Genomic DNA, 15,800 nt, shown 5'->3' on the forward strand with positions numbered 1-15,800 from the left:
TGGGCATAATATATTCAATATTAGCGTGCCCTGTATCTAGCATCGCTCTCTTCCAATTTTGCTCTCATGTCATTAACCTTTTTTCTTTTATGCCAAAAATTCGATGAGGGTTCTTTTTGTGTTCGATTAGTAGTCTATCCGATACAATTGCATTCAGTAGGTTTGATAATTGACTTATATGGGTTTAGTTTAGTATAAAAATCTTTTAAAGATATTGTGCTTACAATGGACTTTTAATAGCAGTAAATCTTTTCGAGTTAGATTTAAAACGTTAGTTTTTATTTATTTGATTTCGAGGGGAATAGATTTCATTCTCTCTGCAAAAATAAGGTGATTATTTGTGTCCAGATGCTTACATACTGAATGTACGCTCTGCTTTGGTTTCCAATAATCACCCGATTTTGGCGCAAGCTAATAAAGGCGGGAACCTATAGTGATGGGGTTATGCAAATGTCATGTATTCTCTATCCCAATCATTGGTAGGGGCTGTACAGGCATCTGCCAGGATAGCAACAGGATAGGTAGCAAACATAGAGGCTACGGCAAGTAACATGGCAATTGAAGCTAGCGCAAAGGTAAATGATGCAAAAACAGGTAATATAGGAACAACAAAAGTTAACCCGGTAGTCACAATAGCTGCCGCTATAATACCGCTTACTGGCTCTTCAGTATCCCTTGCTATTGCCATAAATGTATTGGTGTAAGGAGATATGGCAAATTTTGTACATCCCCAAAAAAATGAACCATAGGTGCGGCTTAATGATAAAGTAACAGACATTTTTTTCTCCAGAAAAATTCGGGCAGAACTATGAATTCCATCGCCGAGTATATGTCACTAGGTGACTTTATTGAATGCCTGATAACATTAAAAATTTTTTATCGGCCAGGATTATACTTTTTCTGGCTTAAGAGAACCTTAAGAGCGGCGTTTTATTTTGTTCTAATTGACTATATTTCGATCTTTTCTGTTGTGCTATAGCCTGGGAAGAATTTTGTCCATCCATTTTGGGAGATACCAGTTCCAGCTTTTGAATAGGGCCATGGTTGAGGGCACTAGTATCGTTCTGATTAAGAACGCATCTACAAAAATCGCAACAGCAATGCCCAGACCAAATGCTTTAACCATTAAGACGTGAGCAACCAGAAAAGAAATGCAAATAAAAATTACAATAATGGCAGCACTGGTAATTATCCGGCTGCTTTTTTCAATCCCGAAAATGATGCTTTTTTCATTATCACCACTCTCTTCATAAGCTTCTTTTATTCGGGTTAACAAAAACACCTCATAATCAATGGAAAACCCAAACAAAGCGCAAAAAATAATAACTAATAAGCTGATATCCAACATTCCCTGCGGTTGAAAATCTAATAACTCATGCAAATATCCCATTTGAAAAACCAGCACCAAGGCCCCATAGCACGCACTAAGGCTTAGGATATTCATGATAATTGCTTTTAAAGGCAAAAAGAGGGAGCGTAGAAGAATAAGTAGGATGAGGTAGGTAAGAACCATTATCCATAAAATGGCGTAAGGTAGTATGCGTGAAATAGTTTCTAGCACATCACTATTAATTACAGGAGTCCCGGTTAATCGCATCGTCATGCCATAGCCGACCGGTGTTTTGTGTAATTCATCGATTAATGTGTTCATTTGCGGCGAGTTTATTGGATATTTACTGATAACGGTCATCACGGTTAGATGTTTATTGGTTGTGGTATCTAATAGCGTTTTTATATCGGCATTCATCTCTTTTTTGGAGTGATAGAGCTGATAATATTGTTTCGGGGTAAGTTTTGAATTAGTGGTAACAATGCTGTTCACTTTTTGGATTAAAGGATTGTCTTTTAATCTTTGCGCCAGATCATCTAGTCGCGTAATGTTTTTAGGGGAAAGTATGCTACTGGGGTTCGATTGGACTGAAACCAGAATAGGACTTAGTTCGTTTTCATTAAATTTTGTTGCATAAACATCATAAAACGTTCGATGCTCTGAATGTTCAGGAAGGATGTGGTAATCAGATACCCCGAATTTAGCTGATAAAAAGGGATAGCCAAGCAATAGTAAGAAAATAAGAGTTAACATAAAGGTTAAATGAGGGGCGCGGACAATTTTTTCAGCCAACCAATGCCAGAAATTAAAACGATGTTTTTTATTGGTTTTGGATAAGGTGACCGGGAGTAAATTGATTTTATCTTTTAAAACAGAAAGTACCGCAGGTAATAGAATAATTGCGGTTAACGCGGCAATAAAAACAGCGGTTAGTCCACCAACAGCCACAGAGAATAAAATATTTACCGGGAATAATAACAAGGCACTTAGACTAGCGAATACAGCAAGCCCACTAAAAAAAATGGCTTTACCGGCTGTTGCCTCGGTGACTGAAATGGCTTCAATTATATTCTGGTTCTTCTCAAGCTCATCACGAAAACGATAGATTATAAATAATGAATAGTCCAGACTAAGACACAGCCCTAATAATAACGCTATATTTAAAGTAAAAATGGACAGCGTAAATAAATGTCCGAAAAAATAAAGAGTAGTGAGGATGATTAGTGCGCATCCCCCGCCTAGAATAATGGGTATGAATGCTGCGAGAACCGTTCGGAATACTAAAATTAATATTATTATTGCCAAAGGGGCGGCAATAACATCAGCTCGGTATAAATCAATTTGAGTTTGTTTATTGACATTTTCTACGAAAATTGGAGCGCCTCCCAAATGCATCGTCATGTTTTTTGGGGTAGTTATAGATGCAATGAATTGTTTAAGCAAAGCGTCATTGATGGGTTCAGTGCTTTTAATAATGACCGCTACGTAACTGGTGTGTTTGTCTTTTGAAATTTGATCTTTATTGTTTTCTGGATAGATAATTTCATGAGCAACAGGGAATTCTTTTAATTTCGCTAAGGATTTTTTCAGTTTATTTTTATATTCCTGGCTGGTAGCAAGAAGTGTGTCGCTGTGGTAGATAATGATGAATTTATTTTCATTATTGAAGCCTAGCTCTTTATTTATGAGTTCTTCAGTTTTTGCACTTTGCGAGCCTTCATCAACAAATCCGGTCGTTTTAAAGGGGCTGATAATGTTGGGCAGAAATGGAAGACATCCAAGGATAAGCAATAGCCACAATACTATTATGGCCCAACGGTAATGATAAATTAATGTTCCTAAGCGATAGAACTTCGTTTCCTGCATACCCTAGCCGTCCATTGTGACTGAGATGTCTAATTATAATTCATTTTAGTATTAAATCTAACAAAATGCTTTATTAAATAAAATTAATTAGTTAATTAACATCCTGGTAAGGATTTTGTACGTCATCCTGGGAAGAGCTAAAGTTCTCCCTAATTCCAGGAGCTCCTTCGTCGCTAGCTCCTCAGGATGACGGCCAATGGCAGTGGTTAATTCTTAGACCATCTAAAATAAATAGGCTACACGAATGGAAACGGAATAAAGAAAAGGAATATAGGATGAGGTAGGCTCTAACTGTGATTCGCCAAAGCCAGCGGTGTAATTTGCACCTAGCTCGGTCATCAGGTGATCTGTCAAGCGGTAATTCAAACCCGCACCAAAAGTGGGACTGATAAGCCATTGATTGATAAGAAAGTCATCTCGATGCACATCAGCGATACCGGCACTTGAATAAACTCTGATTTTTGAATTGGGAATCTGGAGCATTATTTTACCCATCAGGTTGACGGTTTCAGTTTTAGTATGAAGTTCGATTTTCCCGTCATTATTAAAGCTGAATAAGCTCATAGAGTCAAAAAAGACTTTGGCTTCAGGGTATCTTATATAACTGGCTTCAATCGCAAAATAAGGGCTGAATTCATAACCTGTAAAGAGCCCCCAAACGCCACCACCTTCAGTAACTTCAATTGGTGTCGACAATATGAGTGCCATATTCTGATTTTCTTTGGTGGGAACCAATCCTTTCCAGGTGGTTGAACCAAAGCCCCCAAGGGCTCCGGCATAAAATGAATGATGTGGGGGCGCTGTTCCCGTTGTACCGGCGTTACAATTCACAACCATAAAAAATAAAGAGACTAGTAAAAACAACGGTAACAGTTTTTTAGACACAATATCATCCCTTAGTAAATATTATTGACATGCATTCTGAGTTGAGCTGCATAATCTTCCGCGTGAATCAGCACCGCCAAAGAGGTAACAGTTCCAATTGTCCATGCAATCCTGAGGCGTTGTATAGCGCTGATACTCACATGCTTTTTGTAATGACCCAAATGTACTTAACATTCTCTTGTATAGTGCGTTCATATCCTGACACATACCAGCAGGAAGTCCGGATGAAGTGCAGTAGCAGGTTGCCACGGATTTAAATGAAGCACAAAAGCTTGGATGATCTGTCGGCAGAGCGTTAGAGCATGCCGCAAATCCTGAAATGCTAAAGAAACAAGTAATTAATATTAAAATCTTTTTCATCATTCCATGACCTCAAAGTTAGCTAATCCAATCAGGACTTTACCAGAAAAAAGTTCATTTCTAAACATAAAAAGTAATAATTCTGATTTTTTATATTTTTTGGTTAAAACCTCAGGTTCTGTGAACGAACTATCTAACGGGCTACCAATTGGTTAACTGAATGTGGCGATTTTTTATTCCTACGTACCGTACATAAAGAACGGTACGTAGGTTTGGTTATTTATCAGGCTTAATGAGAACTACGGGATTAGATGATTAAAGGCACTATTTTATATGGGACCAGTTCACAGTATTTGGTCCAATATTCCCCGTACTTTCTGGAACATCTTCTGTCATCACGAAATGCGCGGTCCACAAGGAGAATAGTGAGAAAACAGACATAAAAATAAGGCGCAAAATGAGTAAAGAGAGCAGGAACAGACCAAAGGAAGGCTGCGGCTAATTCAGGCACATAATGAAAATGTCGGGCGACTCCCCACCAACCAGATGCCAGTAATAGCGTTTTTTTAGCTATGCCATCTTCTGTTTGATAGTGAGCCACCAGAGTTGTTGGCTTTCTGCCCCAGATCTTGCAATTGCCCTCAGTCTCTCTGGCTATAATTCGCTGCTTATCGGCTAAATAGTTAATCATAATGCTGACTACGCCTAAACCAAAAATGGCACTTGCCCATCCCATGCTTAATTCAATTGGATGAAGCACCAGATACATGCCAGGAGAAGTATAAATACAAGGAACCCATACCATACAACCCCAGCATATATAAAAGCCGGCGCGATCGTGCATTATATCAAGTGATCTTAAATAGCCTGTTTCCCATGCATAAAATTTAGCAATATAGAGTAATTGCAGAGTGACTGATATCAGCATTGAATTCGACAAGCCGCCGAGTTCAGCCTGTTTCGCAGCATAGGAGAGCAGAAATAATCCCCAGCTCATCATACCGAAGCGGCACGTGATGAATTTTTTAATATTCCATCCAAGAACCTGAGGATAAAGCTCTGTTCCCCAATAGTAATCAAAAAGGACATTGTTCGTGCTGCTGGAATCAGTTGATGAAGGAAAGAAACGTCCTTTGATATACAAGAAAACACAAAAGACAAGACTGAGTAAATTCAGTGCTGCGAAGAGGCTACCTAAATTGTCGTAAAGGATGGTTGCAGGAAATAAATTCAAGCCAAAACTGGCAATGGCAAATGCTGCCATACTGGTAACAAACGCCAGAACCCCATTTGCTTTATAAACTGGAACATTACCTTTGGGGGTTATTGGTCCATGGAATATTTTCCCTGGTAGGAGTTTCATTAAGGCCAATTCAAACAGTACGAAACATGAAATAATTGCCCATGCGGTGCTTGAGCCCCAAAAAAGAGGTTGCCATATCGAGTAGGTAGTAGCAAAAAAGCCGTTCTGGATAATCATATTCCAGAGAGTCGCAAAAGAGCCATCCAGTTGGGTATTGGTATACCACATCAACATGACAAAAGGGGGACAGATGAGAATAAGAAATAGTGGTCCTAAAGTGTTACGAATGTTTACCCACATAATGAATCCTTATTTTTGAGGGTTAAGTTAATATTCTTTCCTGAGCCGTTCTGAATTCACAATGCAATGCTTGCTCGCAAGCATTTACGAACTGTCAACAGGCTTTATATCATTTACTTATTTTGGATTTAATACAAGCAGTTGATTTAAGTGATTGATTGCAGTTGGTGGTACTGTCATTAAGTTAAAAACGATGAAGCGCGTATTAGTATCGCGTAATACGGGGATTTAGTCACGATTTCACATAGTACGCGCGACTATAAATAACATAAAATTTCTTCAGGCAGGGGAGGCGTGGCAGGTAAGTGGAACTTCTCAGGCAATCACTTAATTGTCCTAACCGATAGTTCCACTGAGTAATTCTAAGCAAGCTTATTTCTTGCTATCAATTAATTGTTGTTGAACCTGCTTTATTTGCTCTTGTAATGAAGATTGCATTTTTTGCATTTGAGCTTGTGCTTGAGAATTTACCTGCTGAATTTGTTCTTGTAACTGCGTTTGCATTTGTTTTATTTGACCTTGTAATTGAGCATTTAAGGTATCAATTTGTTGTTTTTGAGTGGTTTGAATTTGTTTTAGTTGGGTTTGTATCTGAGAATTCAATTGTTGAATTTGTTCACTGGGAGTTCCCGTCAACTGACCTACAGCAGCATCGGCCATCGTTGCTGTTGATACCGTACCTAGCATTAATGCAGAAAGTATTATAGTAATGGATTTTTTCATTTTGAACTCCGTTTATAAATTGAATCCTACTCTTTACTGTAGCTAATTTTGTAGTGAATGCAACTCCATATCGATTGGTCACTAATAACATACTGGTATTTATATTGCTCAATTAGAGGCAATAATGAAAATATATGTATTGATTTCTACACTTTTAACCTGTATTAATGGTTAATAACACAACAGTTTTTCAAAATTTAAGGTTATCTAAATGAAACTTGAAATTCACAAAAAAGGTTGTAATGAGACAGTTACTTTCGATCTTGATCCAACAGCAAGTGTCGATGATTTATTAAAGTTGTTGTATGAGGAGCGAGAAGCATTATTAAAGAAAGTACCGTTAAGTGTGTACGAGAAGGTAGTAGTGATACACATAGTGGATTTATATTCAGAACATTTTGTAACTAAATTGGAACCCGGGAACTTGTTAGCTGATTACAGCGTGAACGAATCCACGCACATTACTTTGGATCATTTTACACGTGATAATTTTCTATCTATCCTTGAACCAAATCATTCCAAGAACAGCATCCTGGATTCTTCGGCACTTTACAAACGTCCCCGGGCTCATTTTTTCAGAGAAGGTTTGGTTGATGACGGTCAATTTAATGAAAAAGAATGGCGGCAAGTGCATCAGGCTATCAGATGAATGACTAAAGAACCATACTTCTCAAATAACCAGTTAACCTGCTATAGTCTCCTTTTTTAAATTCAGTGTAACACCTCAACAAGCCGTGGCAGCTACTGTTCCGAATTACCGCGGCAGCCACGGTACTCCGGAATAGGAACAATGCCCCTTGTTATTGAGATGTTGTAAACCAGTACTGCAACTTATTGAATCTATTAAGGATAATACATGAGATATACGGCTTTAAAATGGACTCCATTACTCCTTGCATCATTATCTATTTCGCAAAATGCAAATGCCCAGGTAATTTTGGGCCAGCAAAAAGCCCCTATACAAGCAGAGCATAAGCTAAGTGTTGCAACCTCAGAAGAAAAAAAATACTCCTCCATGTCAAAAATGGGAACACTTTCTAATGAGCTGAAGGGGTCATGGTATTTAGGAGTAGATGTTGGTGCTGCTTATACAAACACTCCTGATTATATGACGGTTGATAATGGCTCTGAATTCCCATTTCCGGAGCATCTGGATCAGTACTCTTTGCGTTTAAAAAATATGACTCAACTTGGATTACAGGCAGGTTACAGATGGAAGCGAAATGAACGATGGATGCCGGCTTGTTCACTGGGCTTAAGGTATCAGCACCTATTTAAAAAAAATACAGAGGGAAGCATCATGCAATACTCTCTTCCTGACTTTAAAAACTATTCTTATCGTTGGGGAATCTCTGCCGATGTTCTTTCATTGTATTCCAAGGTTAATTTGGCAACATTTGGTCGGGTAATGCCTTATGTTGATGCAGGAATTGGCGTATCCTTTAATCATGGGCGGCATTATAGCGAAACTGCATATCCTGATATTACTCCACGCATTAGCCCAAACTTTAGAACCAATACCCTACATCAGCTTTCTTATAATGTTGGTTTAGGTCTGGATATTCTATTGACCCAACAGTTGTTGCTGTATGTTGGATATGATTTTCAATCATTTGGTCGTATGCAATCAGACAATGGTGTTTCAACCTGGAATACTGAACGATTGAGTTTAGGTACTTTCAAGACTAATACAGGCCTGATTGGCCTAACCTATATACTGGATGGTTCTGCATAATAAGAACAGTACGTCATCCAGAGCATATGCTAAGGATTCCCTTAATCTGGGGAGATCCTTCGTCGCGGGCTCCTCTGGATGACGGCAATGGCGTGGTTCTTATGAGATAGGTTTGATTCGGATTAGGTATCTCTGAATGAATAATGTGGCTGATGCAATAAAAACTGCCTCTATAAGCCGGGCGTTTATTGTGTCACACTGTAGTATTCATTTGTATTCATCAGGATATGAAACTATGTTAAGCGTGCTTGGAACATTGCTTTGCTATAAGCAAACAGAGATAGATAGTGAAGGTAAACTTAAATTTTTCCTTGATAAACACAGTACTAAAGAGGGAACCTGGGGATTACTACGGAGAAGAGAAGGCGATATTGATTTCGTTTTTCTGAATGGATCGGGAGCAGAATTAAAACGAGTCAGAATCAATAAAGAGAATCCGGAATTAGTGATCCCTCCAGCTTCCTGGCACAAAATAGAGCCCGTCAGTGACCAATTTAATGCAGCCCTTGAATTTTATTGTGCTCCTCACCGTTACTTCAATAAGAAATATGGCCTTGGAATGGTACATAGTGATTTGCTTTCCATTTATCAAACCTATTTATCTGGATCTGATGCAAAAAACAATCAGGTTTTGGACGTAGGCTGTGGCTCTGGTCGAAATTTGTTGTATTTTGCACAACAGGGGTACTCTATTACTGGTATGGATATAAATAAATCAGCTATAGACAAGATCAACGAATTAAGTCAAAAAGAGAGTCTTGCTCAAGTTCATGCGGTACTGCATGATTTACATCAGCCGTTAAATCTTGCTAATGAATTTTATAATTTAATATTTTCTACTGTAAGCATTCAATTTTTAAATGCAGAGCGAATCCCTTCTTTGTTAGAAGAACTGCAACGCGCAACAGCCATCAAAGGGTTCAATTACCTGGTATTTCCTATAAAAGCAGAGTCTTATGTTTTGCCTGAGTCATTCACCTTTTTGCCTGAGAAAGAAGAGCTGTATCATTTTTATCAGGACAGTGGCTGGTCTATTATTGAATACAAAGAGACTACGGGGTTGCTGCATAGGCTTGATGAACATGGCAGACCAATACAGGGAGTATTTGGCCATTTGCTCGCACAAAAGATCTGTGATACCAAGTGCTGCTAATAGCTTATGCTTCATATTTCATAGATGCTTTTTATAATCAGGAACTCTGTTCACTTAAAATAAACTTATCCGCCTTTTATTGATTGAATTGTTTGGGAAGCAATATGTTCTTCCAGTCCTTCTACTTGTTTTATACTCTCGGTTTTACTAAAGAAAGTATAATTGCCGGTTACTTGTTTGTTTATCAATGCGGCCGCGGCATAGCCGACTCCGACCAGAAGAATTCCCAAGGTAATATTGGCTAATATGTATTTCCATTCTTCTCGGTGCTCACCTAAAATTCCTTTTGATTTAGCAATGCTCTTGGTTGCTTTTATTTTAAAATCATTTAACGCAACATTTTCATTTTGTTCCGGATTTTCGGCATATTTTTGTATGTTTGCACGAAGCCTGGTGGCAAGTTTTAATGCCGCTTGAGATGCAGCCGTTTCATCTCTGCCTTGAAGCTCTCCCGCTTTTTTTTCTATGTCCAGAATCTGCAGCATGATAGGTGCCATTCGTTCCATACGGGCAAAATAGATGTCTTGCCTGTCTATGAGAGCAGCCTTATAGTCCCTTTCTGCTTCTTTTGCTGATTTAACCAGCATTTGTAGCCTGTCTATTTCCGATTTATCTTTTTTCTGCTCACTTTGTAATGATGCAATTTCTGTTTTCAGTTGTTCTTGCACTAATTGGGCATTTTGCTCATCTGACAATTGGGTTTCAGTTGCAGCTGTGAATTGCTGACGTAATTCCAAAATCGTCTGACTTTTTGTATCCAATTGTTGTTTCAGCTGTTCAATGTTCTCTTTTTGATCTGTAAGGCCTTTGAGTTTTACCTCTTGCAACTCGATTTTTATACGTTCTAGCTCAGGCTCCAATTGTTCTAATTGTTTTTGTAATTTTAGAGCAGATTCTCCCGTTGATGAGCGTTTTTCAATTTCAGCCTCTACAGTCGACTTAAGTGATGCATTGGCCTCTTCAAGGGAATGCACTTGTTCTTGTAACTGATTCATTAGTACTTCTTGAGCACTTAATTTTTCCTGATGAGATTGTTCTTGGCGTTGCGCGTCTTCCTTATGTTGCTTGGCTAGTCTATCCAGTTCCTTTTTAGCTGTTTGTGCTTGTAATTTTAATTCCTCAATCTCTTTCTCCCGGGATTGAGTTGTATTTATTTGTTGTTCCAAGGTAGTATTTAACTGCGCAGCCTCTTCAGTTTTCGCTATAACCTGCTTATTTAAACGAATAATGTGTTGTTTCTGTTCAGCTATTTCCTTAGCTGTTTGCTCTCTCGATTCTTCTATTACCGCTCTGGCTTCACGCATTCGGGCAATTTTTTCTATCACTCCATCCAGTCTTGAATCATATGCGCCGCTCTCAAAGGCAGCTTCCATTCGGTACCACAATTTATCATTGGTAACAATGCGTTCGATTAATGGGCTGACAAGCGGACTATTACTTTCTTCAAGACAAATAGTCGCCAATTGATCTCCAGTCATTTTATTTAATTCCATATCCGAAACAGGGTAAAACAACGAATACTCGCTGTTTGGTTCTATGGGTTGGAGATCATGAGGAATACTTAGTATGTGTTGTACTGCTTCTTCAGCTTGTTTAAAAGCCTGTAACTGTATTTTTAATTGTTCAATTTGCACTGGGATTGCATCATCCATACCAAATTCACGGGCTTTATTAAGTACATGCAAGGTAGTAATTACTTGTTGGCCAGCTTGTAATAATGCTTGTATTTTCGCCCAATCAGATCCTTGATTCGCTTTTGTATAGTCATTAATTGATTGCTCGAATCCTGCGAAACGCAAGGCCGCAAACGTCTGAGTATCCAGGGTAAAAAAGCGGTTGATAATCGTGCTTTCTTTGTATTGAGGAACAAAAGCATGACCATGAATCTGTTTACCATTCCCAGTATGATAGGCCATAAATATATTGTTATTAGCCGGTGGATTCTGAGTCCATAGATGGGCTGACTCTGTTTTCGCAGAAAGCTCGACAACATATTGGTTAAAGTAGCCGGCTAATTGAGCAAGATCCAATGCATCTGTTTTGATGCTCGCCGCTTCATCCAAAGAATCATTCCACTGATTTACTATTTCAGAAAACGAGGTTGAGTTCTTAAAAGAAAGTACTTGTGGCTCGAAGAAGAGTACGCTGGCATACATGTTCTCTGGAATTATGTTGGATTTAAAATCTTGTAATTTACTTATTGACGTCATACGGCGTTCTAATAGTTTCCCCATTTCCGTAGCAAACGAATCAGATGCACCTTCTGGTCCGAAGGTTGCTCCTTTAAATGAAGGCATTACCATGTAGCCAGCTAACTTATTTTGTGTATTTTTATCAATGAGATCTGCCGGGATTTTTTTCAATGCGCTGGATACTATATCTGCAAGTAGTTCTGCGTTTAAGTGGGGCAGTATTTTCTGGGCTTTATCAGCCATTGCAGGAAATAACCCGTTAATGTTCTTGTAGTTCAGAAAATAATCTTTGGTCAGGCTTTTTATATTGAAAAATCCACGATTTTCATAAGCAAAAAGAATGTCATTATTATTCATTTCATGGGCAAAATAGCGAAACGCATCACCCCAGTCTATACGACCGTATTGTCTGCTTTTAGAATTCTCATCTGCCTTTAGGACAACTATATTACCGCTATGTACGCTGTGAGCACCTAACAATAAAGAAAACATTAGGGCTATTGATAAACCAAAAGAGTCGCCCATTTTGGTTACGCCAGTATAATAACTAGGGCCAAAGAATGCTTCTTTCGTAGGATCTCTATCACTGCCATCTCTATAGCTGGTACCAATCACTTTATGTAATTCGTCAAAAGAAACCAGTGGCTGAATCAAGCCATAAGAGCCGTCCTCAAAGCGGATTACATCGGCACAAATCAGAGAGGGAAAATAAATTTCATCGATTAATTTTCGATTTTTGAATTCTTGCAGTAAAAGACCGGCAAAGAGCTCAGTAAACAACTCGCCTTTATCTGCTGGTTTTTTAATGAAGAAGTGTTCGTCATCACTGTTGCTGTAAAACCCGTCGACGTCACTTTTGTTTTTTCCGCCACTTTTGGGCTTATAAAAATTTAACTCTTTGTTGTTATATGTTGTCATAACTTTATTTATTCCAATAAATCTAATGGCTACAGTATATCAAAGGAGTGTTAAGCCATTATTAAGTGAAAGTGCGAAAATTGCACTTCAACTCACCACACAACACCCCTTTGTTTAGAGTCAAACAACGATAGTCAGTTTCTGTTGCTGAACGCTTTATCAATATGTCATTCTTAATGATACACCACCTTGGGAAGTTTTTTTGCTTCCTCAACCCAGGTAACTACTTGAGGAAGACCGGGGGTGCGACGTACCAGATGACTCACATCATTTTTTTCTTTTAATTCAGAATGAAGATGTTCTGGATTGCGGTGAGCTAATTCAGGTATGGAATCAACTCCTGCCTTTTCCAGTAGTTCTGCGTATTCCTCACTAATTCCGTTAACTCGAGCCAAATCAGCCTGGTTGGTCCATTTTAAAATGAGTTTATGACTGATCCCTGTTTGCTCTGCCAGTTTTAATCGTCCTCTTCTGCTACTGCATGCATGAAGAAGCTCATCCTGATTCTCAATTCCAGCTTGCTTCAGCATCGCAGCAAACTTGGGACCAATGCCTTCAATTTGAGTTAACTTGTACATGTCTTCTCCGAGGTTTACCGTATGGATATATAAATTATAGTGCATTTTTTGATTATTTTTTATCCACTTAATCATGGTTGATTTTTTGCAGATTTTGATACAAAAATTCCATTGTCATGTTGGTCATGGTCATTAAACTAAGATGTTGTCGCCGTATCAGCATCGCGTATTACGGAGGAGGAGTCACGGTTTCTCGCATTACACAATGCAATGCTGGCTATGAAATAACGTGCAATCCCTAACTTTGAAGTAAGAGCGAGGGGAGCGTGGCATAACTATCATTAGTTGAGGTTCAGATGGTCTTGATTATAAAATATCAAGTGACTACAATCAGCGCAATAAGGTTCATTTTCGTTAGAGCTGGTGATTAGTTAATAATAAAGGAAACATAATGATAAATCGCAAGCGCAATGCACTATCTATAATGGTATTTATTTTCGGAGTACTTTCTAGTACCGCCAGCGAAGCATGGCATGGTGGTGGGCCTGGGCCAATCCATCGCCATGGTGAAGACATCAGAGTTTATAATCCTGGTGGGTATGGATATGGCAGGGGCTATTATTATGGCGGTGGTCCCATCATCGTCCCTAATATTGTTCCCAATGTCATTATTAATGTGCCGCCTCCCCGATATTACAGACCCATATGTGAAGAAGTTGAGGTATGCGATTCTTACGGCGAGTGTTGGCTAGATCAATACTGTAATTAATACAGCAGTACATAATAACGATAGGGGGCTGTTAGTTCAGAGAGGGAGTTGGTCCCCAAGCTGGAATGTCAGCCCCTTCGTCTATATGATTTCTGGCTTGGGAATTATTGTGATTTTGGCTAGAGAGGAATCTTGAATTTTTTCAACTAACGCATCAAATTCAGCAAACTCAATGACTTCTCCTTCTTTAGGCAATTTGCCGTGTCGAGTAATGATAAGTCCATATAGTGTGTTCAAATCTTCCTCTTCAGGTGTGAGTGTAATATCGCAATTCAGAGCCCTTTCTAATGAATAAAGCGAGCAGTCGCCTTTGGTGGTGATCGTCCCATCTGCATTTTTTACCCAGTCATCATGGGTTTTATGAAACTCATCTTTTATGCGGCCTATCATCACATGTAACAGATTATCCAGGGTAACATAGCCTAACAATGTATTTTTATTCTTATAAACCAGAGCAAAGTGGGGCATTCCTGTTCGGAACTTACGGAGTAAATCCATAGCTGGCAACTTATGCGATACCTTTAATATAGGGCGTATGTAGGAAGAGATGGTTCTGACTTCTTTTTGTTGCAATAAATCTGCAAATAAATCCTTAACGTGAATGACGCCTATCATTTCTTTCTTTTTCGAATCATACACCGGATATCTACTGTATCGGTTTTTAAGGATCTTTTGAGAAATGAGTTCAAAGGGCTCATTGAGCTTCAAGATCATCATTTCATCAGCAGGACGCATGACTTCCGTGACATTAAGTTCGGCCAAATCAAGGGTATGTTCCAGAATGTCGCGTTCTTCTTTATCCAACTCTCCATGCAAATGACTGCCGCTTAATATCAATTTCAGTTCATCACTGGAATAAACCCCTTCGTGAGTATTTGAACTGTTCAGGTTTAGAAGGGATAAAAACAAATTAGAACAACTGTTTAATAACCAGATAGCAGGGTACATAACCCAGTAAAAAGCATATAAAGGAACTGCCGTCCATATGGATATAATGACTGACTGTCTGATTGCCAGTGATTTGGGCATCAATTCGCCCACTACAATATGAAGGAATGAGATAATTGAAAATGCTGCTAAAAATGCAGCAAATGTAATGATTTGTGGCGAGGTTACACCTGCGAATTTAAATAAGGGTTCCAATAAATGTGCAAAAGCGGGCTCTCCTATCCACCCCAAACCTAATGAAGCGAGAGTAATCCCTAGCTGGCAGGCTGACAAATAAGCATCCAGATTACTATGAACCTCTTCTAAAATGCGTCCACGCAATCCGTATTGATCTTTTATTGCCTGTATCTTTGTCGCTCTGATTTTTACCATGCCAAATTCAGCAGCAACAAAAAATGCATTTAGTAATACGAGCAGAAATGCTATTAAAATTAACAGGACATTATGCATTGATCTGTTCCACGATTATTTTGTTTTAATTATTTATTGGCTCTATTCTTTCATGATATCAGAAAGTGAAACCATGTAGGAATTAATAAATAATTGGTTCATGTCATTAACGGGCGCAGAATGCATCAAGCCAATCAAACATAGTACGTTCAAATTGAGCACTGACATCTACTTCACAATGGGAACCTGCACCTGTTTTATCTGAAAAATTACATATTCCTTTTGGCATGAAAGCGCATCGTAGAATGCTCTGCTTGTGCTGGAGAGTGTATCCGATGGATTATCACACACCAGAGTAGGGCATTTAATTTTATGTACCTTTTCTTCGAAAGTGTATTCGTTAAGGCATTTGAGGGGCTTTGTTTCTTAACCCTACGCTGAATCTTCTTTCGAAAAATTTAGGCGGATCG

General features: G+C 38.7%; 14 protein-coding genes. 4 read left to right on the top strand and 10 right to left on the bottom strand.

From position 1 onward, the window contains the following. Positions 1-442 precede the first annotated feature (442 nt). The 6 genes from Q0495_RS06490 to Q0495_RS06515 all read right to left on the bottom strand — a co-directional run bounded on the left by Q0495_RS06490 (position 443) and on the right by Q0495_RS06515 (position 6,707). Positions 443-778, bottom strand: a complete 336-nt coding sequence (locus Q0495_RS06490; RefSeq protein ID WP_298624249.1) for a hypothetical protein — start codon at positions 776-778, stop codon at positions 443-445. 195 nt (positions 779-973) lie between these two features. After that, a complete protein-coding gene (locus Q0495_RS06495; protein WP_298624250.1) occupies positions 974-3,196 on the bottom strand; it encodes an MMPL family transporter in 2,223 nt (740 codons plus the stop codon). Positions 3,197-3,418: 222 nt separating this feature from the next. Next, positions 3,419-4,081: an outer membrane beta-barrel protein gene (locus tag Q0495_RS06500; protein WP_298624251.1), complete on the bottom strand. Its 663-nt coding sequence runs from the start codon at positions 4,079-4,081 to the stop codon at positions 3,419-3,421. Between the two features lie 21 nt (positions 4,082-4,102). Then, a complete protein-coding gene (locus tag Q0495_RS06505; RefSeq protein WP_298624252.1) occupies positions 4,103-4,444 on the bottom strand; it encodes a hypothetical protein in 342 nt (113 codons plus the stop codon). Between the two features lie 244 nt (positions 4,445-4,688). Continuing rightward, a complete protein-coding gene (locus Q0495_RS06510; protein WP_298624253.1) occupies positions 4,689-5,984 on the bottom strand; it encodes a 7-dehydrocholesterol reductase in 1,296 nt (431 codons plus the stop codon). A gap of 372 nt (positions 5,985-6,356) precedes the next feature. Further along, a complete protein-coding gene (locus tag Q0495_RS06515) occupies positions 6,357-6,707 on the bottom strand; it encodes a hypothetical protein (RefSeq protein WP_298624254.1) in 351 nt (116 codons plus the stop codon). Positions 6,708-6,918: 211 nt separating this feature from the next. Here Q0495_RS06515 and Q0495_RS06520 point away from each other — a divergent pair, with 211 nt between their 5' ends. The 3 genes from Q0495_RS06520 (at position 6,919) to tehB (ending at position 9,595) form a co-directional block, all read left to right on the top strand. Continuing rightward, complete coding sequence (locus Q0495_RS06520) at positions 6,919-7,356, top strand: hypothetical protein (protein ID WP_298624255.1); 438 nt, start codon at positions 6,919-6,921, stop codon at positions 7,354-7,356. Between the two features lie 207 nt (positions 7,357-7,563). Further along, a complete protein-coding gene (locus Q0495_RS06525) occupies positions 7,564-8,442 on the top strand; it encodes an outer membrane beta-barrel protein (protein ID WP_298624256.1) in 879 nt (292 codons plus the stop codon). 235 nt (positions 8,443-8,677) lie between these two features. Continuing rightward, positions 8,678-9,595: an SAM-dependent methyltransferase TehB gene (gene tehB, locus Q0495_RS06530; RefSeq protein WP_298624262.1), complete on the top strand. Its 918-nt coding sequence runs from the start codon at positions 8,678-8,680 to the stop codon at positions 9,593-9,595. 65 nt (positions 9,596-9,660) lie between these two features. Here the strand turns inward: tehB and Q0495_RS06535 are convergent, their stop codons facing one another. Both Q0495_RS06535 and Q0495_RS06540 read right to left on the bottom strand, forming a co-directional pair. Continuing rightward, positions 9,661-12,705 carry a LepB GTPase-activating domain-containing protein gene (locus Q0495_RS06535; RefSeq protein ID WP_298624257.1) on the bottom strand — a complete coding sequence of 1,015 codons (3,045 nt, stop codon included), beginning with the start codon at positions 12,703-12,705 and terminating at the stop codon, positions 9,661-9,663. A gap of 173 nt (positions 12,706-12,878) precedes the next feature. Continuing rightward, a complete protein-coding gene (locus Q0495_RS06540) occupies positions 12,879-13,283 on the bottom strand; it encodes a DUF4332 domain-containing protein (protein WP_298624258.1) in 405 nt (134 codons plus the stop codon). A 391-nt stretch (positions 13,284-13,674) separates the two neighbouring features. Here Q0495_RS06540 and Q0495_RS06545 point away from each other — a divergent pair, with 391 nt between their 5' ends. After that, positions 13,675-13,992 (top strand): hypothetical protein, encoded by a 318-nt coding sequence (locus Q0495_RS06545; RefSeq protein WP_298624259.1) that lies wholly within the window; start codon positions 13,675-13,677, stop codon positions 13,990-13,992. Between the two features lie 81 nt (positions 13,993-14,073). Here Q0495_RS06545 and Q0495_RS06550 read toward each other — a convergent pair whose 3' ends face one another. Together Q0495_RS06550 and Q0495_RS06555 are read right to left on the bottom strand one after the other, a co-directional pair. After that, positions 14,074-15,390, bottom strand: a complete 1,317-nt coding sequence (locus Q0495_RS06550) for a hemolysin family protein (RefSeq protein ID WP_298624260.1) — start codon at positions 15,388-15,390, stop codon at positions 14,074-14,076. A 106-nt stretch (positions 15,391-15,496) separates the two neighbouring features. Then, positions 15,497-15,619, bottom strand: coding sequence for a hypothetical protein (locus tag Q0495_RS06555; RefSeq protein ID WP_298624261.1), 123 nt, complete (start codon positions 15,617-15,619; stop codon positions 15,497-15,499). Between the last annotated feature and the right edge of the window lie 181 nt (positions 15,620-15,800).

It is taken from the genome of uncultured Legionella sp., assembly GCF_937871865.1.
Taxonomy (GTDB): Bacteria; Pseudomonadota; Gammaproteobacteria; order Legionellales; family Legionellaceae; genus Legionella.